This is a genomic window from Corynebacterium sp. ES2794-CONJ1 (genome assembly GCF_025660615.1).
In the GTDB taxonomy this organism is placed as follows: domain Bacteria; phylum Actinomycetota; class Actinomycetes; order Mycobacteriales; family Mycobacteriaceae; genus Corynebacterium.
Genome location: NZ_JAOTIM010000001.1, coordinates 208,070 through 232,027, shown reverse-complemented (window position 1 = coordinate 232,027; position 23,958 = coordinate 208,070). Strand labels below are relative to the sequence as shown.

Sequence of the window (23,958 nt, the reverse complement as noted above, 5' to 3'; positions counted from 1 at the left end):
TCTTCAATCTTCAACCATATATCGTTTCGATCGTTCGTAGTGGAGGAAAACGGTTCCATCATCGGTCGCCGCGAGAGAATGGAGTTGAAAGTGACGCGCGTCGTCGATGTGGTTCCCAAATAGGCGAAGATTCGAGCTATCAATGATGCACGGGCTCAAAGTGAGATGAAGGTGATCAACCAGATCCGCTGACATCAGATCGGTGATGACACTCGTTCCACCTTCCACGCAAATATTCGTCATTCCAGCTCGTCGTAGCCAACCAACGCAGTAGCGCGGGCTGAGATTGGCGCTAAAAATCACCTCGGCTCCTTGATTCTTCACGAATGCTAGGCGCTCTGGATATCTTCTCGCAGCTTTAAAGGTAGTGAAAATCAGTGGGGGCGTGCCAGCAAAAAATTCCGCTGCACCAGAAAAATCCAGTGTTGCTGTAAGAGTAGCAATCCGAGGCGGTAGATCGCGCCCAAATGTGCGGCGAATACGTTGACTTTGAAGATTTTCCACTATGGGGCCGTATTTTTCGCTACGAATCGTTTGCGCGCCCACGAAAACGACGTCGGAAAGAGCTCGCATATACAGTAATAAAGCTTGATCTACAGCATTGCCCAACCCCCCACTGGTGCCTGCAAGAGTCGATGACCCATTAATGCTTGTGATCCCTATCAGCCGAGTGCCAAAATCAAATCTCACAGTGCTGAGACCCACCTGGTGGGTGAGGAAATCAGGTGGTGGAGTGTCGCCAGCGGGCAAAATTACAGGGTAAACAACCGGAGCGCTCATGACTAATGAGTCTAATAATAACGAAGTGTCAGGTTTGGGATTTAGCGGGTTCAGTGCGCGGCATCACCGCCATCTGACTTCCTAGGGCCTAAAAAATCTGCGAAATCTGCTCAGCTCCAGCTCAATGGGGTTTTGGCTCGTGGATTTGCGTTCAGATGCAATGAGGCATTAAAGTTTCATCCGCACGACAAAATCCCTACCATGGAATGTCGTCTGCGGATGTAGCGCAGTTGGTAGCGCATCACCTTGCCAAGGTGAGGGTCGCGAGTTCGAGTCTCGTCATCCGCTCAGCTTTGAACACAAAGCTATGCGCGATTAGCTCAGCGGGAGAGCGCTTCCCTGACACGGAAGAGGTCACTGGTTCAATCCCAGTATCGCGCACCAGAGCAAAGAAGCTCTTTAAAACAATATATGCGGATGTAGCGCAGTTGGTAGCGCATCACCTTGCCAAGGTGAGGGTCGCGAGTTCGAGTCTCGTCATCCGCTCAGGCACTCTTCAGTGCTCCGAGGCAGGAATGCCACGGTGGAATGGCCGAGTGGTGAGGCAACGGTCTGCAAAACCGTGCACACGGGTTCGATTCCCGTTTCCACCTCCAATTTTGCGCGTTTAGCTCAGCGGGAGAGCGCTTCCTTCACACGGAAGAGGTCACTGGTTCGATCCCAGTATCGCGCACCAACCCTTGACAAACTCATGCGGATGTAGCGCAGTTGGTAGCGCATCACCTTGCCAAGGTGAGGGTCGCGAGTTCGAGTCTCGTCATCCGCTCCATACATCACCCAGCTGATACTTATGCCCAATACAATCGAGGCATTTGTCCCTGCTGGGTGCTTTCTATTAGCAACAAATATCTTGATAAGTAGAGTGCGATAAATCGCCTGGGCCATCAGATTAACGCTGTACCGCGGACAAGCCATCAGGTACGTCGGGGGGGGGGGCGTGCTCAGAGATCTGCGAATCCGCACCAACCCCTATATTTGGCTTTCGGAACTGACATCACTGGAGTGAGAGGTCTGCGGCATGCCCCAATCGCCCATCGAATTTCTTTACCGGGTGAACCCCTTATATGTGTGGGAGCCCTGCGCTTGGTGCGGCATTTTTACTGACTATCTCTCTTCCATAGGGGTCGTAGCCTCATCCTCATAACCCTGATTGCGCAACGAGAATATCTCGGTTTGTACGAACGTCCTCACAAAGGACAACGAGCTTGAGATCTGCTGATTTTCAAATCAAAGCACGGCATATTCCCCGTCCACCGGCGGGCGGCAGCGAAGGAGGAGCACAATCACCACTCTTCCTCTCCTAACCTCATCTCTACTCCCATATAGTCAAGTCCCAACTGCGCGCGTGTGGAGAAGTTAGCGTTGAACTACGGTCAGCCGAATGTGGCCAAAGTGCTCTTTGAGGACGGAGTCTAGGAAGACTAGAAACTGGAATATACTTTCGTTCAGTGCCTATGAGTCAAGGCATTATGGATCGTTGAGGTGATGCAGCGTGGATCCCACAAGGAATTTCCCGGATCATCTAAGGACAATATCGAGGGCCGGCTGGGTATTTTAAACTCAGCACCAAACTAATGAGGGGTAATAGGCGTAACCCAAAGGGATTGAGAGATCAATGTCTCTCTCCGTCCTCACGGATATAGCCAGGTGGGCTAAAGGAGGCAGAAAATCCCTAGTCGTAGTACGCTTCGAAGTAGAATATCAAGACGAGAATGAGGATATATGAAGGTATTAGTGCGAAAAGTTGCCACCATAGGCTGCCTCAGCGCATTACCGATGAGTGTCGGGGCTTTATTCCCAGACTTTATCCATCATGCGCAAGCACATGATGTGGTGGTCGGTGGTTCGCCAGCCGATGGGGAGGCCATTGACGGCACCCCACGTCGGCTGGTCCTCGAGTTCTCTGCTGAGCCAAAAGAGGGATTCAACTCTATGGCCTTGACTGACCAAAACCGCACCATTATTACGAGCGGGGAACCTGAGGTAGACGGTCGACTAGTAAGTCTTGATATGCCATCTGATCTTATTCTGCCGCCTGGGGCGTACACCATAGGCTTCCAAATTACTTCCTCCGATGGGCATTCAACCCGCGGGAAAACCACGTTCACAGTTCAAGGGACCGCCTCTGGCGCACCCTCGACTACTCCAGAAATAACGGCTGCTCGCCCGTCGGAATCAGCTGCAATCGATCCCGCAGACACTACATCGGACTCACAGCAGTGGTGGTTGTGGCTGCTAGGTGTAGTGGCGCTTAGTGCTATTATTGTGGCGCTAGCAATTGCCCGCCAACGCCAGAGGAATAAAGGTGGCAAACCTAAAAATGGCCGCTAAGCACTGAGGGAAATACCCAATTAATCTCAACAAATCTAACCGGAGGAATATATTCCAATGAAATCTTTATTCGTACGTCGAGCTGGACTCGCCGCTTCCGCTGTTGCTCTCACCGGGCTCGCCCTGGTTGGCTGCTCCGATAAAGAGGCTGGCTCTCCTTTGATCGAGGACCCCATCGCTACCACGATTTCCCCAGAAGAGGAAATCCTGGAAGATACGCCAGCCCTGACGTTCTCCGATGCTTACGTTAAAGCTGCTGGTGTGGACAGTGGAATGACCGCCATTTTCGGTGTGCTGCACAATAACTCTGATCAAGATCTCCACATCACCAGCTTCAGTGCTGATATTGATGCCGCGAAGTTCGAGATTCACGAGGTTGTCGATGGAAAAATGCAGCAGAAGCTTGATGGTCTAATGATCCCGGCAGGTCAGACTGCTGTTCTCGAGCCTGGTCATGACCACTTCATGATTTTGGGTCTCACGGAACCGGTGCTGGCCGGTGACGATCTCGATATCGAGTTGCGTCTAGCCGACGGTTCAGAGCTGGAATTTGAAGATATCCCAGTACGGACTATCTCCGCTGGCGACGAGGACTATTCCATGGACCACATGGACCACGACAAGATGGACCATGACGATAAGATGGAGAAGATGGAGAAATAATTCCATCGCATTGAGTATGGGATAAATAGTGATGGTGGGAGCGGGGAATTTCTTGGGATATTTCCTCCTCCCACTTTCGATCATTCACACGCTTTTCATAAGGCTGCGAGTCCTAGTGCCCGCACAACGACATTTTTAAGGTGATGCAATAATGAGTACGGGGTGTCCGCATAACGCGGGACGCAATTCGAGTGGATTTAGCCGGAGGGATTTTCTCCTCGGCGCGGGGGCATCCGTCGGCGCCGCTTCGGTAATCTCGACTCCTCTAGCTGAAGCTCAGCCAGCTGACACCGATGCGGACCCCTTCCTAGAAAACGCTCGTGTACCTTTTGACGGTCCGCACCAGGCAGGGATAGCAACTCCTGCACAGGCCTTGCTGCGAGTCGTCGCGTTTCAACTTTTTTCCAATAATGATCGCGAATCGGTACGCCGCTTGATGAAGCTGTGGACGGAAGATGCTCGTCGACTGTGTCGCGGTCAGGCCCCTTTAGGCTCCCTTGAGCCCGAAATGATCAATAAGCCAGCTAATCTCACCATTACCTGCGGATTCGGAGCAAGACTCTTCGATATCATCGGTGCAGCGGACCAGCGACCATCGTGGTTGGGGCCGCTGCCTGCCTTCGAGCGCGACGCTCTAGACCCCCGGTGGGGCGAGGCGGATATGGTGTTGCAAATATGCTCCGATGATCCCCTAACCCTCGCTTTCGCTAGCCGACGCATGCAACTAGCAGCTCTCGATTTTGCTCAGGTGAGCTGGGTGCAAGAGGGCTTCCTCAATGCCAATGGGGCTCTCAAACCCGACGAAACTCCCCGCAATCTATTCGGTCAAATTGATGGCACTGTCAATCCTCACACCAAGGATGAATATGACGACTATATTTGGATCGATTCCGAGCAAGATGCGCCTTCTTGGGCGCACGGGGGCAGCTGCATGGTCGTTCGGCGCATCAGTATGGACCTCGATGACTGGGAGCGCCTCGATCGCACCTCTCGAGAAGTCGCGCTTGGTCGCGCCCTCGACACGGGCGCTCCCTTGACAGGCGAGCGCGAGCACGACGACGCAGATTTTGATGCCACGGATGAGCTTGGATTACCCGTTATCGACCCGCGTAGCCACATGGCGCTTGCCGCACCGCCGGCGGATAAACCAAAGCAACGGTTGCGTCGCCGAGCGTATAACTTTGACGATCCGCCGCAGCCTGGCTCGCCCCGTACCTCGGATTCGGGATTAGTCTTTGTGTGTTTCCAGCAGAATCCGCTCCGGCAGTTTGTTGAGATCCAGAAGCGTCTCGATGCCGGCGACCGGTTGAATGAGTGGAATACCCACATCGGCTCGGCTGTGTTTATTGTACCGCCTGGAACTTCAGAGGATGGCCCAGAGCACTTCTGGGGCCAATCACTGCTGGAAACCTAAGTTCGTGAAGTGGATCAGAGTCCCAGTCCGGACATAACGGCTCGTCGGTCTCCTCAAGCGATATTTTCGAAGGATTCAAGCATCAGTTAAAATAGCTTGCTAGTTGCCAACCTCGTACTGCGTATGTCTGACCATATCCTTCGTAGTGATGGTGTCGGTAGCGGTTTATCCCATTCTTCTGCGCTCGCGTCCAGGTCTGACGGGGGCGCCTGAGCTCAAAGGAGCACACCCCATATGGCACAGCTTACTGCTGCCGCAAATCCCCATGCCGCTTTTCTTTGTCCCCAAGGTGTAGCCGCCGGTGCTGCAATGCGGGAATTGGACTTACCCAATAAGGGTCCAGAGGCGATTGTGTGCGTTAAGGATGCCACCGGCCAGTTACGGGATCTCTCCTATATCCCTGATCAAGACGTTGAGTTGACCCCTGTTCCCGCTAATACCGAGGACGGACGAGCGGTGATCCGCCACTCCGCCACTCACGTTTTAGCGCAGGCTGTTCAAGCGGAGTTCCCTGGGACAAAACTCGGAATTGGCCCTGCTATCGAGAACGGTTTCTACTACGATTTCGACGTAGCCGAACCTTTTACTCCTGACGATCTCAGGCGTTTGGAAAAACGCATGAAGAAGATTATTAAATCAGGGCAGCGTTTTGAACGTCGCGTTTATGCCACGCAAGCTGAGGCAGAGGAAGCGCTGAGAGATGAGCCCTATAAGCTCGAGCTCATACAGGACAAAGGTTCAGTCGATCCTACTTCTGATGAGGCAACCGAAGTTGGTTCAGGGGAACTAACGGGATATTACAATGTGAATCCGCGCAGCGGCGAGGTTGAATGGTACGATCTGTGCCGCGGACCGCATATCCCTACCACCAAGTACATTCCGGCATTCGCCCTGACGCGTTCGTCGGCGGCGTACTGGCGCGGCGACCAGACCAAGGCCGGCCTCCAGCGAATCTATGGCACCGCATGGGAATCCGCCGATATCCTCTCTGAATATCAGCATATGTTAGAAGAAGCAGAAAAGCGCGATCACCGCAGACTGGGCGCGGAACTTGATCTGTTCTCCTTTCCCGACGAGATTGGTTCAGGATTCCCAGTCTTCCACCCCAACGGCGGGATTGTCCGCCTTGAAATGGAGGAGCATTCACGCCGTCGCCATATTGCTTCTGGCTATTCTTTCGTTAATACCCCGCATATTACTAAGGGTGACCTTTTCCAGAAATCAGGGCATCTCGATTTCTACGCGGAGGGGATGTTCCCTCCTATGCAACTCGACGGCGAATGTGCTGATGATGGCACTGTTACTAAGCCGGCGCAGGATTATTATGCCAAGCCCATGAATTGCCCGATGCACAATCTGATCTTTTCATCGAGAGGTCGGTCCTACCGCGAACTCCCGCTTCGCCTTTTCGAATTTGGTACCGTGTACCGCTACGAAAAATCAGGAGTCGTACATGGGCTCACACGAGCTCGAGGGTTCACCCAGGATGACGCGCATATCTACTGTACCGAGGACCAACTCGAGCGTGAGCTCACCACAGTCTTAGATTTCATCATTTCTCTGCTCCGCGATTATGGCTTGGATGATTTCTACCTTGAGCTTTCCACCAAGGACCCCAATAAATTTGTGGGTTCGGATGAAATTTGGGAGAAATCGACCGCGATCTTGCAGCGAGTCGCAGACAATTCGGGCCTCGAATTGGTACCCGACCCGGCAGGTGCAGCTTTCTATGGCCCGAAGATCTCGGTACAGGCGCGCGATGCCATTGGGCGCACGTGGCAAATGTCCACGGTACAACTAGATTTCAATCTGCCAGAACGTTTCGATCTGGAGTACACTGCCTCTGACGGGTCCAAGAAGCGCCCTATTATGATTCACCGTGCACTTTTTGGTTCGATTGAAAGATTCTTCGGAGTGCTTCTCGAGCACTATGCAGGTGCTTTTCCTGCATGGCTAGCTCCGCACCAAGTAGTGGGTATTCCCGTAGCCGAGGCGTTCTCAGATCACCTTGAAATGGTGTGCGGGCAACTTCAGGCCCGCGGAATCCGTGCGAGCGTTGACACCTCTGATGACCGGATGCAGAAAAAGATCCGAAATCACACCCAGGCTAAGGCACCGTTTATGTTACTTGCCGGAGAGCGGGATGTGGAAGCGCAGGCAGTATCCTTCCGTTTCCTAGATGGTAGTCAAGTTAACGGAGTTCCCGTTGGCGACGCGGTAGCGATCATCGAGGCCTGGATTTTTGGCCGAGAAAATTCCCAGCCATCTGCCGAAATTATTAAGGAAAAATTAGCGGCTCGTTAATGAGCCGAGAACGCGGCGGTGCTAGATCCAGAAAGATCTGGGCTAGCCCGCCGCTGTGTCTGTGCGTGCTGATTGTTATCTAGAATAGGATGGTGATGGCACAGGGTAACGACAGCTCGACCGCCGAAGCGAGGGTGAGTAGGCCCTTGTGCAGGATTCGGGAAGCACGATATGGGAAGTGAGTAGCGTGGACGATAGTCAATCCAATTATGTCGATACTGGAGTAGGTATCCCAGATCGACTTATCCGCTTATGGGCTCCCTATCGCATGAACTATATTGTGAACAAAGGCGCTCACGATGACCAATCATCTCAGCGTGATAACCCTTTTATCCGCATCCCAGCGCTCAGCGATGAAGACGGTCTAATCGTAGCCCGAGGTGAGCTGGTGTACTGCGTGCTCAACTTATACCCCTACAATGCCGGGCACATGATGGTCGTCCCTTATGAGCAGAAAGCGAATCTCGAAGATCTCACGGCTGCAGAGATGACCGAACTCATGCAATTCGCTCAGATGGCAGTGCGGGTTCTCAAGCAGGTGTCGCAACCGGACGCCATTAATGTTGGATTTAACCTAGGGCGCTCAGCAGGTGGGAGCGTAGGGGAACACTTGCATCTACATATCGTGCCTCGGTGGAATGGCGACGCTAATTTCATGACAGTCATCGAAGGAACCAAAGTACTGCCGCAACTGCTGCGTGATACTCGCAGCCTCCTGGCGGCAGGGTGGCGTGATCTCACCCAGTCAGATCCTAGCGATATTGGAGCGAACGGTGCTTAGCGTACGAGGACGCAAGCCAGCGGCAGTGCTCACGGAACCGCTGGCTAAAATGCTATTGCAGGTCGGACTGACCCCAAATGCTGTCACCGTTATCGGAGCATTCATTACCATTATTATCGCCGTGACCTTGATACCTACAGGCCATCTTGTTCTAGCAGCTGTACTGTCGGCTCTTTTTACAACATTTGATCTCATTGACGGCACAATGGCACGGCTGCGCGGCTCGGGCACGGCTTTTGGTGCCACTCTCGACGCCACGTGCGATCGTATTACCGACGGAGTGCTATTTGCCTCGATTACGTGGTGGCTGATTTTTAGCTACGAGGCTTCACATTCCCTGATCGCGGCTAGCTTTACTGTGGTTATTGCCTCACAGGTCATCTCCTATGTGAAAGCACGCGGAGAAGCTAGTGGCTTGACCATGGATGGTGGGCTCATCGAGCGCGCAGAGCGCCTGATCATTGGTTTGCTAGGGCTGGGACTCACTGGGCTAGGAGTACCATGGGCTATTGATATAGCTCTCTGGGTTTTGGCAGTCGGGAGCGTCTTTACTGTTATTCAGCGTCTAGCCATGGCCAAAAAGGATCCCCGAGCACTTGACCCCATTGCTCCACCAACCGGGGCGAAGCTTTAAGATCCACTGATGAGAATAAGAGCCTCACGATGACTCCTATAAAAACCAAGAAATTTCTTAGTCTCGCCTCCACCTATGCCTATCTTGCGGGCTGGTCTGTGGTTAAGTGGTTGCCCTTAAGCATCGCAGCTCCGTTATTTATGTGCTTTGCAGATCGTGCGAGTAAAAATGGACGCGGCTTGGAGCAGCTACGCAGAAATCTCATGCGGGTTGTGGGTCCTGAAAATACCACCAGAGATTTAGTAAAAAACTCAATGCGTTCTTATATGCGTTATTGGTTAGAAGCCTTTCGGTTGCCACTTATTGCTCATGACCCCAGTGTCATTGATGCAATTGAGCAGAATATCCAGGGTAAAGAGCATCTGCTGAAATCCCTATCCGAAGAACGCGGGACAATTTTAGTTCTGACCCACTCAGGAAATTGGGATCTCGCAGGCCTCTATCTTGTGCACCTAGCGGGTGGTTTTAGTACCGTAGCTGAGCGCCTAAAGCCGGAGATCCTATACCGAGCCTTCCTCACTTTTCGGGAAAGTCTGGGCTTTACGGTGTACCCTCACCGAGATGAGTTGGGTCGATCTCCCATGGGCCAACTTACTCGCGATCTTGAATCTCGAACGGTGGTCTGCCTGCTGGGAGAACGTGACTTAGGTGGGCGGGGGTTAGAAGTCCAATTTTTTGGCGAAGAAACAACGATGCCAACTGGTGCCGTGAAACTTGCCTTAGATACCGGAGCCGATTTGTTGGTCGTAGCTAATTGGTTCGAGGGGAACGCCGCTCACCCCGGGTGGGGAATAAAAATCTCCGAACCGATAGCCCACACAACCTTGGCGGAGATGTTGCAAGCTCAGGCAGTAATTATGGAAGAAAATATCCGAGAGCACCCCGCAGACTGGCATGTCCTGCAGCCAGTATGGCCAACTGATCGAAGAGGCACTTAAGCTTTTTCATTGCTGAAGTTGACGGGCTATTAGACTGAGTGGGATCGTAATATCGGCCTGTGGAGAGGAGGGATTATATGAGAATCGGATTCGTGTGTCCTTATTCCTTTGATCATCCTGGGGGAGTGCAGGCTCATATCCTGGATCTCGCTGAAGTTTTCCGCCGTCAAGGTCATGACGTTGCTGTTCTGGGGCCAAGTACCCGCCCAGACACCCTCCCTGACTTCGTGCACCCTGGTGGGCCATCCATTCCAATTAAATATAACGGCTCGGTGGCCCGGTTGAGTATTGGGCCGAAAACATTCGCCCACGCTCGAGATTTTATCGAACAAGGGGAATTCGATGTCCTCCATATCCACGAGCCGAACTCTCCGAGCTACTCCCTTGTCAGTCTATCCATCGCACACGGACCAATTGTGGCCACGTATCATGCCTCAGCAGCCAATTCACGGCTATTGCGTTTGGTTCAGCCGATACTAAGGCCCCACTTGGAAAAAATTCGGGGTGGGATTGCAGTTTCGGAAATGGCTAGACGCTGGCAGGTTGAACAATTAGGGGGAGATCCCGTTCTGATCCCTAACGGAGTTCATACTGAATTTTTCCGGCGATCTGAGATCAAGACTAGCTCTCAAAAGGTCGAAATCGCCTTTCTAGGGCGGATAGATGAGCCGCGTAAAGGGCTAGATATCCTCCTCGAGGCATTTCAAGGACTCGAAGAATGCGCACATCTTACTGTTATGGGAGACGGTTCTGTGCGCCCCCAACCAGGTGTGAGCTTTGCGGGGCGGGTAAGCGAAGAGGATAAAGCAAGGATTTTGGGAGCGGCCGATATCTATGTTGCCCCCAATACTGGAGGGGAGAGCTTTGGGATTGTGCTGGTCGAAGCGATGGCGGCTGGATGTGCGGTAGTAGCTAGTGATCTCGAGGCTTTCGCCGCGGTTTCAGATGCCCACTCAGCCGTACCCGCTGCTCGACTATTTAAAACTGGTGACCCAGCCTCCCTGCATCACGCCCTAAAAGAGCTCATTGCCAACCCCCTCGAAAGAGAAAAGCTGCGTCAGGCCGGACGTAGTCGTGCTACTGATTTTGAATGGAAGAATATCGCTGATCAGATCATGCGGGTATATGAGACTGTTTGTGACGGTACGAAAGTGACGGTCGAGAGTCAGTGACTACCATCATTGCGGTCATATGTGCGGTCATCGGTGCGATCTTCTTATTCACGCTTTATTCCACCGCAGCGCGTCTCCATCGTCTTCATATTCGCACTGAGGCGGCGCTCGCGGCTCTCGAGGCGGCACTCGATCGCCGCGCAGCAGTATTTGCGGCATTGGCACCCGAGTACCGCGACCTAACTGCCGGCACTGAGGCGATCGGACTAGTTCCAGGCAACTTTAGGAGACGAAGTGAAAAGGAACGAGAGATTGCACGAGCAATATCAGCTGATGGTCATACCGTCGAACCCGCTATTGTCGATGCTCAAGCACGGGTTCATATCGCGCACCGATTCTATAACGACGCTGTGACCTCAACCCGCAGTCTGCGGCTACAACCAGTGGTGCGTATTTTTCACTTGGGCGGGACTGCCAAACTTCCCGAGTACTTCGAACTCGTTTACGATGAGACCGATTAGAGTCGGCGCTTTTTAACCAAGAAGGAAAAAGATGACAGAGAAAATATCCCTCATGTGGTTCCGCGACGATCTACGTCTCGAAGACAATAAGGCATTGGAATCGCTGGCTGGCCACAGTCGGATTCATGCCCTCTATATTCTTGATACCTCCTCATCGACTCGCCCCCTTGGCCGAGCCTCTCAGTGGTGGTTGCACCACAGTCTCGTCTCCTTGGCCACGCAGCTAGCTGATTACAATATCCGACTTCAGATCGCCTTAGGTGACCCGCGTAAGCTCATTCCACAGCTAGCTCATGATTTAGGGGCACAGAGCGTAGCCTGGTCTCGCAGGTACTACCAGCCGTGGTGTGAGATGGACGCCCATATCAAGAGCATGGTGCATGAGAGTGGAATTGAAGCCCACAGTTACCCCGGACACCTTCTACTTGAACCTTGGCAGGTGCGGACCCTACAGGGTGAGGCGTATCGGGTGTACACCCCATTTTCCAAGCGCTCGTTTGAGGTTCTGCACGCGCAGTCTTCCGTTGATCTAGCCGATGTTCTTTCCGATAATTCCTTCATCGAGCAACTCGATGGGGCCGGTGCCGATCTTGAGGCCAGTATGGTGGAAATCGCCCAGTTGAGACTCCTGCCAGCAGATCGCGGGGAACCCAATTGGGCTAAAGAATTTCCCTTCAAACCCGGCGAACAGGGTGCCTGGGAGGTGGTGGAGAAATTTGGTACACCAACTAACTACCACAAGGGCAGGGACTTTCCTGCGGTCAAGGCGACCAGTGGGCTCGCCCCTCACTTACGATTCGGTGAAATTAGCATACGCCGGCTCTTCGAACTTGTTGGAGATAGCGCTGATGCTCACGTTTTTCGCAAAGAGTTACTATGGCGAGACTTTGCCTGGCACCGACTCTATGAGAACCCTCAGATGATAGATACTCCCTTGAGGGAAAAATTTGCTGTCTTCCCATGGTGGAAAGAAAGCTACCGCATCGATGACATTCATCAAAGGAAAATCGCGCCCGATAATAAAATGGCAGAATTTACCGCTTGGGCCCGTGGTGAGACTGGAATCCCATTGGTCGATGCCGGGATGCGGGAACTGATGCGAACGGGCACGATGCACAATCGGGTTCGCATGGTTGTCGGCTCCCTGCTCACTAAAAACCTTGGAACCCACTGGATAATGGGTGAGGAGTGGTTCTGGGACAGTTTGGTGGACGCTGACCTAGCCTCCAATACCTTCAATTGGCAGTGGGTAGCTGGCTGCGGCGACGATGCGGCCCCATATTTCCGTATCTTCAATCCCATCACACAGCAGCAGCGCTTCGACGCAGATTACCATTACTGCTCATCGTGGGTTCCAGAGCTCCACACCCCCATCTACCCGGAGCCGGTTGTTGATGTGAAGGCTTCCCGCACCGCTGCTTTGCACGCGTATGACGAGATTAAAGAGTAGGCACCCGTCGGTGTGCATAGGCAGCTCGCAGCTCTACGATCGTCCACGCCATGCTGATGAGCATGAGGGCTACCACCAAACTGTTTCTTAGGTAGATAGCCACCAAGCCTATGGCCAAAGGATTATCCGAGGAGAAAAGGTCAGCGTAATGGAAGGGATAAATACAATGACTCAGCCCTGCTAATGCCAAAGTCAATAATGCAATAGCACTTACGAGTTTGCGGTGGCAGAAGACCACCGCTACCGCGACCATTGGGCCAAGCCATGTTATATACTGAGGACTAAATACTTTGTTAGCCACCAACAACATCGACGTTGCAGAAACCATAAAACTCAGCGCCAACTGTGGGTTCCACAGGTCATAGCGGAATACTACAAGCGCAAAGGTTAGTGCCATCAAAAATGTGAGAAGCAGGAGCGCTGATGCTATCGATAGGGCTAGGCTTACGGCGGGGCCAGTAATTTCGAAACTTTTAGAAGCTGCATAAAAAAGTTCGTACTCATCCGATCCTGGCTGAGCTGCTCGAAATAGCAGCGGGGTAGCAACGACCGACTCGATTTGAAGCCCACGTTCACCCTGATACGTCAAAGGGGTTAGCAAACGCCAGACTCCAGAGCGTAGTAAAACAGCGATGGTGAGCACGGTTAAGGTGATCGCGCCGACACCGATATCGATATATGTGCGCGTATTTCTATATCCTCGAACAGAAGCCACCGCTAGAAGACCTGGCCACAATTTAACCATGGTAGCCCATCCGATAAAGACCGCGGTCAGAGCAGGATAGGAGAAAAGAAATAGTGCCGCGATTCCAACCCCAGCAGCGGGGTAGAGGTCGAGACGGTAAAGGTAGACCGCACCAAGAAGGGGCGCAAATAAGGACCAAAATACGCTGGCAAAGACCCGATCTTTAGTACCAAGCCCGCGACTGCCGTATATGAGCGCCCCATGAAAAGCAGCGTCGCACAGTAGAATGAGCGCAATAAATGTGAGGAGAAATCTCTCCGGATCTTCTCCAGCGAGCCATAATGTGACCTCAGCGGGCCATATTCCTACGGGTGGATATTCGGCAGTTCCTGAAGAGGCTGGGTCCGTGAGGCTGGCAAAATAGTAATGAATATCAGCGTCTGAATCTACCCAGAAGGGTCGCATTAACAGCATGATGCCACGGCCGCATAGCCACAACGACCACAAAGCGAAGTGGATACTGATGGTGCGAGTGATCTTGGGCATCAATATGTCCTTTTCCGAGCAATGAAGGGATGTCAGAAGAATTCTAAACCAGTGTTTCTGGGTATAGAATATCTCAACGTATATCGACGGGATCAGGGTGTTCTCATTGAGGGTGACGGTGTCCAATTCAAGCAGGAGAAGTACCGATCGGGAGCGCTTTTACCGTATAATTGGAGCTTTGTTAGGTCAAAGAGCTAAATATAGCTATATACAACAGAGCTGAACATATACGTAACTCGTAGCTCGCTACACCTTCAAGACAGGCTGTAGCGGTGTAGAGGAGGAAAGGTAGCCAATGTCAGGCCACTCTAAATGGGCAACGACTAAACACAAAAAGGCAGCAAACGATGCCAAACGTGGTAAGGAGTTTGCCAAATTAATCAAAAATATCGAAGTCGCAGCACGCACCGGCGGCGGTGATCCCTCCGCCAACCCAACCCTCGACGATATGATCCGCAAGGCTAAAAAGGCCTCGGTTCCTAACGATAATATCGAACGCGCCAGGAAACGTGGGTCCGGCGAAGAGGCTGGCGGAGCCGACTGGCAAACCATAATGTACGAGGGCTACGGCCCGAATGGTGTGGCCGTTCTCATCGAGTGTTTGACCGACAATCGCAATCGCGCGGCTTCCGAGGTGCGTAATGCGATGACCAAACACGGCGGCAATATGGCCGAATCCGGTTCCGTCTCCTACCTTTTCACCCGTAAGGGAGTCGTACTCGTTGAGCGCGGTGAACTGGACGAGGACGATATCTTGATGGCGGTCCTCGATGCCGGGGCCGAAGAAGTTAACGCGGTAGGCGACAACTTCGAGATTCTAAGTGCCCCTAGTGAATCAACGGCAGTACGTGAAGCTCTTCAAGAAGCCGGAATTGAGGTTGAAGATTCCGATTCCGATTTCCGTGCTTCCGTCGAAGTTCCGTTGGAGCTTAACGACGCCAAGAAAATTATGAAGCTGATCGACGCTTTAGAGGATTCTGACGATGTTCAAAACGTCTATACGAATATGAGCCTCAGTGACGAGGTCATCGCTGCCCTTCACGCTGAATAACACGAAGATTCCTCGGTGCTGCGAAACGAGCACCGGGGATTTTCTATATCTGCGAGGCGGATGCTGAGCGAAGGGTGATCGAACATCTGTGTGATAGATTGTGTTACTCTGAATTCTCATATCAAAAGATTCTGAGACTCGATAAATGGCTCGATAAAAGGCTCAACAAAAGAAGCTCAGGGGAGAGGTGCGGATGTCTGTCAAGTCCATCGAGGGGTTGCGCATAATGGGCATCGACCCTGGATTAACGCGATGTGGCCTTTCGGTGGTGCAAGCCGGCCGTGGTCGCAGTGTTATCCCCGTGGCGGTGGGTGTGGTTAGAACTCCCGTCGATGCCGCGATAGAGAAGCGTTTGTTGGAGTTGAGCAAGGCCGTCAACGAGTGGATGGATGAGTATCGGCCTGACGTGGTAGCTATCGAGCGCATCTTCGAACGTGGCAATGTATCAACAGTGATGAACACCGCTCACGGCGTGGGCGTCCTTATGCTTGCTGCTGCCCAACGCGATTTGAGTTGTTATTTGTACACTCCGTCAGAAGTGAAGAAAGCTATCTCTGGTAATGGTCGCGCCGATAAGAAGCAAATGACAGCGATGATCACGCGTATCCTCGGTTTGAATGAGGCTCCGAAACCCGCCGACGCCGCCGATGCTTTAGCTCTTGCTGTGTGTCACTGCTGGCGGGCCCCGATGATCTTAGCGCAACAGGAGAATCAAGTCCGAGCCCAGTCACTCATGCGGCATCACAACGGCGTCCTCGGAAAAGCAAAGCAGCAAGCACTCCAGCGCGCCGCTGATATTGCACCGTCCGACGCGGAACTGCGGTCCCTAATACAGCAACAGACACGACCGCGAGGGGCATGGCGCCGCTAGACTATGGTTAATGAATCAAGACAAAATGGAGGCAGGCGATTATGATCGTTTCCTTACGGGGGCACGTCGTTGATATCACCTTAAAAAGTGCAGTCATTGAATGCCACGGGGTCGGCTACGAGGTAGTCGCTAGCCCTAAAACCCTTGGAACACTGCGCCGCGGCGAAGAGACTTTCATGCTGGTTAGCATGATTGTGCGCGAGGATTCGCAAACGCTCTACGGCTTTCGGCATTCTGATGATCGAGATATGTTCGCACTCTTGCAAAGCGTTTCGGGTCTGGGTCCCAAGCTCGCTGTAGCGATACAAAGCGTTTACGATGCCGAAGAGCTTTCGACACTGATATCCGAACATGATATTAAGGGGCTGCAAAAAATTCCTGGAGTGGGCAAGCGCATGGCTGAGCGCCTAATCGTTGATCTCAAAGACAAGGTCACCAGTTTTGGAAGCGCCGAGAGCGAAGCGAATACCTTAGCTATCGACACCCATTCCGCCATTGCCGATCAAGTGCTCGAAGCCCTAGTGGGTCTGGGATTCAGTGAAAAAATAGCGGCGCCAATTCTGGCCGCGGTACTAAACGAATCCCCTGACATCACAACATCTGCTGCGCTGCGCGCAACCCTGGCGGCGCTTGGGAAGAATAGAACGAACTGAGCAACTGCGGAAAAATTATGGCTAGCGTAGAGAAAACCGAATTTGAACTCCCCCAACCGTCTTCGGGGCACCGTCGTCCCGATGCGCCCATCAACCCCACCATAAACGACGGGGAAAACGATGTGGAAACCACGCTGCGACCGCGTAGTTTGACGGAGTTCATCGGCCAACCAAAGGTCCGCGATCAACTCGATCTTGTACTCACCGGAGCGAAGAACCGCGGAGTAACCCCCGACCATGTTCTGCTTTCCGGCCCTCCCGGTCTTGGAAAGACGACGATGGCGATGATTATTGCCTATGAGATGGGTACGAGCTTGAGGATGACCTCTGGCCCGGCACTGGAGCGTGCTGGTGATCTCGCCGCAATGCTGTCTAATCTCATGGAGGGTGATGTCCTCTTCATCGATGAAATACACCGGATGGCGCGACCTGCAGAAGAGATGCTCTATATGGCGATGGAAGATTTTCGGATCGATGTGATCGTCGGCAAGGGACCGGGTGCCACTTCAATCCCGCTGGAACTAGCCCCATTTACCCTCGTGGGAGCAACTACTCGTTCGGGCATGCTCACCGGACCGTTGCGCGATCGCTTCGGTTTTACTGCGCAGATGGAATTCTACGACACTCCAGAACTCACCAAGGTTGTGAGTCGGGCCGCTACGATCATGGGCGTTGAAATAGAACCGGTGGCAGCTGTGGAAATCGCCTCTCGTTCCAGAGGTACACCACGCATCGCTAACCGTCTCCTGCGACGGGTTCGGGACTACGCCGAGGTTCATGGCACCGGCTATATCGATCTGCAAGCAGCTAGGGCCGCATTACTTGTCTTCGATGTAGACGAGATGGGACTCGATCGTCTCGATCGCGCGGTCTTGGAGGCACTTATCAAGAGCCATGGAGGCGGTCCCGTAGGAGTATCGACTCTAGCCATAGCCGTCGGGGAAGAAGCATCGACAGTCGAAGAAGTGTGTGAACCATACCTAGTTCGCGCCGGTATGATTAGCCGCACCGGGCGGGGGCGTGTGGCCACCCAAGCAGCATGGCGCCATCTAGATCTGGAACCACCCGAGGGGTGCCCTGGAACCGGACTGCGCTAAAAAGGGTGTGAGTTTTCCAACTTTCCCTTAGCTATCTGGCACACTGGGTGTATGGATTCAATTTTTCTTCTCATTCTAATTCTGGCAGTGGTTTTTGTGCCTAGTTTCCTCATGCAAAGGAAACAACGGCGCAAAATTCAAGAAATCCATGAGCTCCAAGAGGCCCTCATGATTAACGATCAAGTTCTTACGACCGCAGGTCTCCACGGCACCGTTGTAGGCATAGCGGAAGCAACCGTGGAGCTAGAAACTTCCCCTGGGGTAGTTAGCACGTGGGAAAAGGCAGTAGTCGTGCGCAACCTCACCCAGGAGCAACGCACCCTTCCAGATCACGAAGACGCTTAAAAGCAGGCTTTCTCGCTCAAGGTCCCCACGGGTTCAACCCGCAGGGACCTCCACTATATATGAGACTTCCTCTTAGAAAATCGCCGATCGGTCGAACCATGGCGTAGCATAGCTGGGTGCATATACAAACTGTCGAGAAGTTGGGTCTAGGATAGATTCAGGTTGTTAGCTTGGCCTATGTCAAGCGGGTTAACACACTCGGCGACGAGGTATCTTCCTTAAGGGAAGGGGCACCTCGATAACCTTCATTACACATCCGATACAAGGAGAAACTTCATTGGCTTCGACAACACGAAGCGGCGGAAGTCGATGGGAGCAGTGGCCCAAGAGAGCCATTGCGGGATTCATCACCCTTCTCGTCTTAGTCTACGCCCTCATTTTTTTCACCGGCGATCGCAGCGCGAGCCCCAAGTTGGGTATTGATCTCCAGGGCGGCACCCGCGTGACCCTTGTCCCGCAAGGCTCCGATCCGACCCAAGACCAACTCGCACAAGCACGAACCATTTTGGAAAATCGTGTCAACGGTATGGGAGTCTCTGGTGCAAGTGTCATCATCGATGGCTCGACCCTTGTCATCACAGTCCCCGGAGAAGACACCTCTCAGGCTCGAGCTGTTGGGCAAACCTCACAGCTACTCTTTAGGCCTGTAGCCAACCCAGGAGACTTCGATACTTCAAAGCTGATCCCAGTGGTCCAAGATATGGCTAATCGCTGGGTCGAGGCAGGAGTAGCTAGCCCCGATCAGCTCAATGAAAAATTGGAGAAGATCTCTTCTTTCGCTGCGAATGAAGAAAGCAGCAAAGATAACGCGGAGCAAAAAGATGCCGCGGATATATCGACGATCACGGTGACTGCCAAAGCTCCGCAAGCTCCCCAAAATTCCATTGAATCTGCGGCGCGCCGGGAAAAAATTCTCGAAGTCATGCATGAGGATCGCCAATCGAGTGATCCACTCCGCCAATTTGCAGCGGCAACGCTGCTGATTTGCGACGACAACCCAGACCTCCTCCAAGGCAGTGACGACCCAGCCAAACCTCTGGTGGCTTGCGACCCCGGCTCGGCTGATTCCGAAGAGGATTCCCAAGTCTATATTCTAGACCCCGCACCTTTGCTCGTAGGCGAGACAGAAGGGCCACAAGCGAAGCGCTTGACTGGTGAGGAAATCGACACCGCCCGACCTATTACAGGAGGTCTTAACTCCCAGACTGGTCAGATGGAAATTAGTTTCGCTTTCAAGTCGGATGGTGGTTCCGAAGGCTCTGCTACATGGGCTAAGCTCACGCAGGACTATCTCAAGCGCAACGTAGCCATCACCCTTGATTCCAAGGTGATTTCCGCTCCAGTGATCCAGTCCCCAACTCCCATTGGTTCGGCTACTTCCATCACAGGTAAATTCACTAATAAGGAAGCTCAGGATTTAGCTAATAATCTCAGGTATGGCGCCCTACCTCTGTCCTTCGCCGGTGAAAATGGCGAACAAGGTGGAACGGCCATCACTGTCCCCGCATCCTTAGGTGTGGCCTCCCTCAAGGCTGGATTGATAGCGGGCCTCGTCGGGTTGATTTTAGTGGCTCTTTTCAGCCTGTATTTCTACCGCTTTTTTGGCGTGATTTCTCTTGTTTCTCTGATCATGTCTGGACTCTTTGTCTACGGTTCCCTAGTTTTGCTGGGTCGACTCATCGGTTATTCTCTCGATCTAGCTGGTATCGCTGGTTTGATCATCGGCATTGGTACCACCGCCGACTCTTTCGTGGTGATCTACGAACGTATCAAGGATGAAATCCGCAACGGCCGAACGTTCCGCTCAGCGGTGCCCCATGCATGGGACAGAGCCAAGAACACCATTATCACTGGTAACTTCGTTACGATTATCGCTGCAGTCGTGGTTTATCTTCTTGCAGTAGGCGAAGTTAAGGGATTCGCCTTTACATTAGGTCTGACTACGGTATTTGATTTGCTCATTACCTTCCTCTTCACGGCACCTTTGGTCATACTTGCGTCGCGTCGTCCGTGGACTGCTCAGCCTGCGGCCAACGGTCTGGGTCGAGTTTTTGATTACGTAGCGCGCAACAACATATCTGCCCCGCTGGACACAGCTGCGCCAGAGATGGCCACAGCAGCGCAGCCTCAAGCCCCTACCTCGAATGAGGAGAAGTAATATGTCTTCGAAAACGACTTTGGAAAAAATCTTCACCGGTGAGGGTGGGTTGGATTTCGTCGGCAAGCGCCGGGTGAGCTATATGGTCACGCTTGCCATCATTGTGGTCTGCTTACTGTGCATTCTTTTCCGCGGCTTTAATTTGGGAATTGATTTCCAGGGCGGCACCAAGATGAATATGCCTGCCGGCAACCTTGACAAGGTAGCAGTTTCGCAAACCTTCGAGGAAGCTACTGGAATTGAACCTGCACTGGTTCAGATCGTCGGGTCCGGCGACACTCGTATTTTAGAGATCAATTCCGAAAGGCTCACCCAAGAGCAGATCGACAGCGCGCGTCGAGCGATCTTCGATGAGTACCAGCCAGAAAACCTTGTTGGCGAGGCTACCCCTGATGTGATTGGTGATTCTACCGTTTCGGAATCATGGGGTTCAACAATTACCAACCGGATGTTTATATCGATGGGCGTTTTCCTACTGGCGGTCTTCATCTATATAGCAATCCGCCTCCAGCGGGAGATGGCTGTGGCCGCCCTAGGAGCACTCGGTGTGGACCTCGTTTTCATCACCGGACTCTATGCCCTCTTCGGCTTTGAGGTAACGCCAGCCACCGTTATCGGTCTTTTGACTGTACTTGCCTTCTCTCTCTACGACACGGTGATTGTTTTCGATAAGGTGGGGGAGAATACCGCTGGTTATCTAGGCAATCGAAAAATGACTTATGCCGAGCATGCCAATCTTGCAATCAACCAGACGGTCATGCGCTCGATTTCTACAACTGTGATTTCGGTACTACCCATGATCGCGCTGATGGTTGTTGCTGTATGGCTCATGGGCGTGGGAACGCTCAAAGATTTGGCGCTGGTGCAGCTTATCGGTGTGATCGAAGGTACCATTTCATCGATCTTCCTTGCTACCCCCTTCCTCGTTTCTCTGAAGAACCGCTCAGCTAAGACTAAGGAACATAATGTGGCTGTTGAACAGTTACGGGAAACTGGTCGCATTGATGCCGACGTTTTAGCGGACCTTGATGGAGCGCCGAAACGACAGATTCAGGGACCAGATCTCAATCATCGAGGCCCTAGCTCTTGGCGCCCTCGTAGAGTTTAAACCGGGTATAAATAATGAAGGTTTTCTCCCGATCACTACTTTGAGAGGTGATCGGGAGTTTGTCTTTGTGCAATAAGGTCGAGCACAGATATATTGTGACCTTCACATTCCTTTGGGAGAGCGAAAAATTAGTTGCAACGGCTCTTAAAGAACTAGGCTGGGATCTAATAACATATCTAACAAGGGGTCGTTATGAAGCACGAAATGTGGGGGCGTGTATGCGTAGCGCTCCTTAGTTCTTTGGCAGCCGTCTTAGCTGGATGCTCCTCCCCATCGTCCCGGGAAGATTCTTCACCACATATCTTTGGCTACGCCGTCGATCGCCCCTTATTGACTACGAATGTAGGTTCGAGTTTGGGACGATCCACGAATGCCCACGAACTAGCAGGAAGGCTGTACCCAGGTATTTACGTCACTGGACCTGAGGGACAGACAATACCCAATTCGGATCTGATGGACGCTAGGCTCCTGCCGGGTGCGCAACAGCGTGTTCAGATTCAAATCTCCGATAAAGCAGTCTATTCTGACGGCGCTCCCATAACATGCGATTCCTTCCTTCTCGCATTTACCGCGGCCACCCAAAGGCCAATTTTTGATTCTGCTATGCCCCTCTATCAGCAGGTTGATAGCGTTGAGTGCGTACCCGGTGGGAAGCTAGCCATAGTAGTTTTCAAAGATAACTTCGGCGAACGATGGCGTCATCTTTTCAATGCGGGGACTCTGCTGCCTGCGCATGCAATTGCAGCGAAGCTGGACATGCCATTGGACGTTTTTAGCAACGTGCTGAAATCCCGAGACCCTGCGGCAATGGAACCTATCGCTCAGATTTGGAACACAGGGTTCAACCTCGATCAATTCGACCCCGAGCTGCAAATAAGCTCAGGACCACTAAAGATTGAATCCATAGGATCGAGTGGGGAAGTTACTCTGGTGCGTAACGAGCGGTACTTTGGTGAAAAGTCTGCTCTCGAGCGTTTGATTGTGTGGCCCTCTGGTTCGGATATTCAGACTTTAGCTGGGCGTGGAGATATTCAAATTGCGGAAGTAGCCTCGACCTCTCAGGCCTCGTGGGTCAATAGAAACGACCCAAATAACCCCTTTACTATCATATATAAGCCTGGAGTTCTCAGTGAACAACTGGTTCTTGGCAGTGGAGGTATCTTTGCTGACCCTGAGAACCGACGCGCTTTTGCCGCCTGCATTGATCAGCCCCGGCTGGCGCATATCAGTAAAGAGTTTTCAGGTGTAGACACCCCTGCCACGACCGTGCGCACCGTGAGACCCCAGGACCCCGTCCACCTCAAAATGCGTGATATCACCGATCCGCACCGCGGAACAGATATACCTGCAGCTACCCGCATCAGCGGTCAAACCGTCCGCATTGGGTATTTCGGCCCTGATAAAAGAAAGGCTGCTATGGTGCAGGCGATTGCGGATTCTTGTCAAGACGCTGGCGTATCTATTGTCGATGTATCCCGCGAAGCACCTAGTTTAGGGAATCTATCTGAGGTTCTTGGCAATGAATTCGGGGTGTACTACAGCCAAGAAGGGGGAGCTGATGCCAATCTGCTCTCTGTCGACCCTATGCTAGAGTTCCCGATCCGAGCTACCTCTACATCGAATATAGGCGCGACTCGTGAAGCCGAACAACGCAGTTGGGATTTAGTCCCTAGTATCCCCATCGCTGTAGAACCCCGTATTTATATCATTGACAAGAAGATCGCCAACGTGGTGGAAAATACCGATCTCTACGGACTGAGCTGGAATATTGATCGCTGGCAGGAGTAAGGCTGCCCTCGAAGGTGAATTCTGAGATTTGCTGCTAGACCAAATTCCTCATACCTTTTAGGGGTATGAAGCTATAACCTCGATTCCGCTCACTTCAGGCGGTTGGATGAGGCCTAGTCCTCGATTGACAGAAAGTTTGACTGAAAACCATGACCGTTGCCCGAACAGCCCGCTTCGCCAATTCTCAGCAAGCACTCTCCGAGAAAACTCGCTTCGTCAAGGACTTCCCAGTTCAAGGGGTAATTTTTGAAGACCTAACCCCAGTCCTCGCTGACGGTGAAGCCTTCTCATTACTGGTGGATGACCTTGCAGCGGCGGCACAGAAGATGGGCGCAGACCTCATTGGTGGTCTAGATGCCAGGGGCTTTCTTCTCGGTTCGGCAGTAGCCTACAGGCTCGGTTTGGGCATCCTAGCCATTCGTAAAAAAGGAAAGCTGCCTCCGCCGGTGCACACCCAGGAATACGCACTTGAATATGGGACCGCCGCTTTGGAATTGCCGGCTTCTGGCATTGACCTCCAGGGCAAAAAGGTCGTGCTTATCGACGACGTCCTCGCCACCGGGGGAACCCTTATTGCCGCTACCAATTTGATCTCAGAACTCGGCGGCACCGTGACCGGTTATGGCGTCGTGCTGGAAGTTGCTGGCTTAGGTGGTCGTCATCGTATTGATCAAGCTCCAGTATTTGTGGTTAACGATTAACCGCATATCTTATCTTTCCGATATCGA

The 23,958-nt window shown here is 52.6% G+C and carries 21 protein-coding genes and 6 tRNA genes; 25 read left to right on the top strand and 2 right to left on the bottom strand.

The window, feature by feature from the left end; translation table 11 throughout:
- Positions 1-3: 3 nt before the first annotated feature.
- Positions 4-780: a dihydrofolate reductase family protein gene (locus tag N7326_RS01080; protein ID WP_263088017.1), complete on the bottom strand. Its 777-nt coding sequence runs from the start codon at positions 778-780 to the stop codon at positions 4-6.
- 215 nt (positions 781-995) lie between these two features.
- Between N7326_RS01080 and N7326_RS01075 the strand changes: the two genes are divergently transcribed.
- The 16 genes from N7326_RS01075 (at position 996) to N7326_RS01000 (ending at position 12,928) form a co-directional block, all read left to right on the top strand.
- Positions 996-1,068 (top strand) — tRNA-Gly (locus tag N7326_RS01075).
- Between the two features lie 21 nt (positions 1,069-1,089).
- Positions 1,090-1,164, top strand: a tRNA-Val gene (locus tag N7326_RS01070).
- A 29-nt stretch (positions 1,165-1,193) separates the two neighbouring features.
- Positions 1,194-1,266 (top strand) — tRNA-Gly (locus tag N7326_RS01065).
- Between the two features lie 36 nt (positions 1,267-1,302).
- Positions 1,303-1,376, top strand: a tRNA-Cys gene (locus tag N7326_RS01060).
- A 5-nt stretch (positions 1,377-1,381) separates the two neighbouring features.
- A tRNA-Val gene (locus N7326_RS01055) sits at positions 1,382-1,456 on the top strand.
- A 17-nt stretch (positions 1,457-1,473) separates the two neighbouring features.
- Positions 1,474-1,549: transfer RNA gene (locus N7326_RS01050), tRNA-Gly, on the top strand.
- Between the two features lie 953 nt (positions 1,550-2,502).
- Entirely contained in the window at positions 2,503-3,111 is a 609-nt protein-coding gene (locus tag N7326_RS01045; RefSeq protein ID WP_263088016.1) for a copper resistance CopC family protein, read from the top strand.
- Positions 3,112-3,168: 57 nt separating this feature from the next.
- Positions 3,169-3,774, top strand: coding sequence for a copper chaperone PCu(A)C (locus N7326_RS01040; protein ID WP_259157749.1), 606 nt, complete (start codon positions 3,169-3,171; stop codon positions 3,772-3,774).
- 151 nt (positions 3,775-3,925) lie between these two features.
- Entirely contained in the window at positions 3,926-5,188 is a 1,263-nt protein-coding gene (locus N7326_RS01035) for a Dyp-type peroxidase (RefSeq protein WP_263088015.1), read from the top strand.
- A 234-nt stretch (positions 5,189-5,422) separates the two neighbouring features.
- Positions 5,423-7,492: a threonine--tRNA ligase gene (gene thrS, locus N7326_RS01030; RefSeq protein WP_259076570.1), complete on the top strand. Its 2,070-nt coding sequence runs from the start codon at positions 5,423-5,425 to the stop codon at positions 7,490-7,492.
- A gap of 178 nt (positions 7,493-7,670) precedes the next feature.
- Positions 7,671-8,273 carry an HIT family protein gene (locus tag N7326_RS01025; protein WP_259076572.1) on the top strand — a complete coding sequence of 201 codons (603 nt, stop codon included), beginning with the start codon at positions 7,671-7,673 and terminating at the stop codon, positions 8,271-8,273.
- Complete coding sequence (gene pgsA, locus N7326_RS01020; RefSeq protein WP_259076574.1) at positions 8,266-8,907, top strand: phosphatidylinositol phosphate synthase; 642 nt, start codon at positions 8,266-8,268, stop codon at positions 8,905-8,907. The genes N7326_RS01025 and pgsA overlap by 8 nt, the downstream gene beginning before the upstream one ends.
- A 29-nt stretch (positions 8,908-8,936) precedes the next feature.
- Complete coding sequence (locus N7326_RS01015) at positions 8,937-9,845, top strand: phosphatidylinositol mannoside acyltransferase (RefSeq protein WP_259076576.1); 909 nt, start codon at positions 8,937-8,939, stop codon at positions 9,843-9,845.
- Positions 9,846-9,922: 77 nt separating this feature from the next.
- Positions 9,923-11,017 carry a glycosyltransferase family 4 protein gene (locus N7326_RS01010; RefSeq protein ID WP_259076578.1) on the top strand — a complete coding sequence of 365 codons (1,095 nt, stop codon included), beginning with the start codon at positions 9,923-9,925 and terminating at the stop codon, positions 11,015-11,017.
- Positions 11,014-11,478: a hypothetical protein gene (locus tag N7326_RS01005; RefSeq protein ID WP_259076580.1), complete on the top strand. Its 465-nt coding sequence runs from the start codon at positions 11,014-11,016 to the stop codon at positions 11,476-11,478. The genes N7326_RS01010 and N7326_RS01005 overlap by 4 nt, the downstream gene beginning before the upstream one ends.
- Positions 11,479-11,509: 31 nt before the next feature.
- Positions 11,510-12,928: a cryptochrome/photolyase family protein gene (locus N7326_RS01000; RefSeq protein WP_259076582.1), complete on the top strand. Its 1,419-nt coding sequence runs from the start codon at positions 11,510-11,512 to the stop codon at positions 12,926-12,928.
- On the opposite strand, the gene N7326_RS00995 is transcribed toward N7326_RS01000, so the two are convergent.
- A complete protein-coding gene (locus N7326_RS00995; protein WP_263088013.1) occupies positions 12,918-14,159 on the bottom strand; it encodes a hypothetical protein in 1,242 nt (413 codons plus the stop codon). The two genes, N7326_RS01000 and N7326_RS00995, sit on opposite strands and share 11 nt — an antisense overlap.
- Positions 14,160-14,454: 295 nt before the next feature.
- Here N7326_RS00995 and N7326_RS00990 point away from each other — a divergent pair, with 295 nt between their 5' ends.
- The 9 genes from N7326_RS00990 to N7326_RS00950 all read left to right on the top strand — a co-directional run bounded on the left by N7326_RS00990 (position 14,455) and on the right by N7326_RS00950 (position 23,931).
- Positions 14,455-15,210, top strand: a complete 756-nt coding sequence (locus N7326_RS00990) for a YebC/PmpR family DNA-binding transcriptional regulator (RefSeq protein ID WP_259076586.1) — start codon at positions 14,455-14,457, stop codon at positions 15,208-15,210.
- A gap of 193 nt (positions 15,211-15,403) precedes the next feature.
- Complete coding sequence (ruvC, locus tag N7326_RS00985; RefSeq protein ID WP_259076588.1) at positions 15,404-16,081, top strand: crossover junction endodeoxyribonuclease RuvC; 678 nt, start codon at positions 15,404-15,406, stop codon at positions 16,079-16,081.
- A gap of 41 nt (positions 16,082-16,122) precedes the next feature.
- Positions 16,123-16,734 (top strand): Holliday junction branch migration protein RuvA, encoded by a 612-nt coding sequence (gene ruvA / locus N7326_RS00980; protein WP_259076590.1) that lies wholly within the window; start codon positions 16,123-16,125, stop codon positions 16,732-16,734.
- Between the two features lie 17 nt (positions 16,735-16,751).
- Entirely contained in the window at positions 16,752-17,831 is a 1,080-nt protein-coding gene (gene ruvB, locus N7326_RS00975) for a Holliday junction branch migration DNA helicase RuvB (RefSeq protein ID WP_259076600.1), read from the top strand.
- A gap of 51 nt (positions 17,832-17,882) precedes the next feature.
- Entirely contained in the window at positions 17,883-18,176 is a 294-nt protein-coding gene (gene yajC, locus N7326_RS00970) for a preprotein translocase subunit YajC (RefSeq protein WP_259076611.1), read from the top strand.
- Positions 18,177-18,453: 277 nt separating this feature from the next.
- Positions 18,454-20,334, top strand: coding sequence for a protein translocase subunit SecD (secD, locus tag N7326_RS00965; RefSeq protein WP_259076613.1), 1,881 nt, complete (start codon positions 18,454-18,456; stop codon positions 20,332-20,334).
- A 1-nt stretch (position 20,335) separates the two neighbouring features.
- The gene (gene secF, locus N7326_RS00960) at positions 20,336-21,442 is read left to right on the top strand and encodes a protein translocase subunit SecF (RefSeq protein ID WP_259076616.1); all 1,107 of its coding nucleotides are present in this window, start codon (positions 20,336-20,338) and stop codon (positions 21,440-21,442) included.
- Between the two features lie 192 nt (positions 21,443-21,634).
- Positions 21,635-23,230 (top strand): ABC transporter substrate-binding protein, encoded by a 1,596-nt coding sequence (locus N7326_RS00955; protein WP_259076619.1) that lies wholly within the window; start codon positions 21,635-21,637, stop codon positions 23,228-23,230.
- Between the two features lie 149 nt (positions 23,231-23,379).
- A complete protein-coding gene (locus N7326_RS00950) occupies positions 23,380-23,931 on the top strand; it encodes an adenine phosphoribosyltransferase (RefSeq protein ID WP_259076620.1) in 552 nt (183 codons plus the stop codon).
- The last annotated feature ends 27 nt before the right edge of the window (positions 23,932-23,958 follow it).

Excerpts from the sequence above, each read along its gene's own strand:
- thrS (WP_259076570.1), top strand. The coding sequence starts at position 5,423 with ATGGCACAGCTTACTGCTGCCGCAAATCCCCATGCCGCTTTTCTTTGT.
- N7326_RS00955 (WP_259076619.1), top strand. The coding sequence starts at position 21,635 with ATGAAGCACGAAATGTGGGGGCGTGTATGCGTAGCGCTCCTTAGTTCT.
- yajC (WP_259076611.1), top strand. The coding sequence starts at position 17,883 with ATGGATTCAATTTTTCTTCTCATTCTAATTCTGGCAGTGGTTTTTGTG.
- N7326_RS01010 (WP_259076578.1), top strand. The coding sequence starts at position 9,923 with ATGAGAATCGGATTCGTGTGTCCTTATTCCTTTGATCATCCTGGGGGA.
- N7326_RS01045 (WP_263088016.1), top strand. The coding sequence starts at position 2,503 with ATGAAGGTATTAGTGCGAAAAGTTGCCACCATAGGCTGCCTCAGCGCA.
- N7326_RS01015 (WP_259076576.1), top strand. The coding sequence starts at position 8,937 with ATGACTCCTATAAAAACCAAGAAATTTCTTAGTCTCGCCTCCACCTAT.
- N7326_RS01035 (WP_263088015.1), top strand. The coding sequence starts at position 3,926 with ATGAGTACGGGGTGTCCGCATAACGCGGGACGCAATTCGAGTGGATTT.
- N7326_RS01080 (WP_263088017.1), bottom strand. The coding sequence starts at position 780 with ATGAGCGCTCCGGTTGTTTACCCTGTAATTTTGCCCGCTGGCGACACT.
- N7326_RS01000 (WP_259076582.1), top strand. The coding sequence starts at position 11,510 with ATGACAGAGAAAATATCCCTCATGTGGTTCCGCGACGATCTACGTCTC.
- N7326_RS00990 (WP_259076586.1), top strand. The coding sequence starts at position 14,455 with ATGTCAGGCCACTCTAAATGGGCAACGACTAAACACAAAAAGGCAGCA.
- secF (WP_259076616.1), top strand. The coding sequence starts at position 20,336 with ATGTCTTCGAAAACGACTTTGGAAAAAATCTTCACCGGTGAGGGTGGG.
- ruvA (WP_259076590.1), top strand. The coding sequence starts at position 16,123 with ATGATCGTTTCCTTACGGGGGCACGTCGTTGATATCACCTTAAAAAGT.
- ruvB (WP_259076600.1), top strand. The coding sequence starts at position 16,752 with ATGGCTAGCGTAGAGAAAACCGAATTTGAACTCCCCCAACCGTCTTCG.
- N7326_RS00995 (WP_263088013.1), bottom strand. The coding sequence starts at position 14,159 with ATGCCCAAGATCACTCGCACCATCAGTATCCACTTCGCTTTGTGGTCG.
- N7326_RS01040 (WP_259157749.1), top strand. The coding sequence starts at position 3,169 with ATGAAATCTTTATTCGTACGTCGAGCTGGACTCGCCGCTTCCGCTGTT.
- ruvC (WP_259076588.1), top strand. The coding sequence starts at position 15,404 with ATGTCTGTCAAGTCCATCGAGGGGTTGCGCATAATGGGCATCGACCCT.
- N7326_RS00950 (WP_259076620.1), top strand. The coding sequence starts at position 23,380 with ATGACCGTTGCCCGAACAGCCCGCTTCGCCAATTCTCAGCAAGCACTC.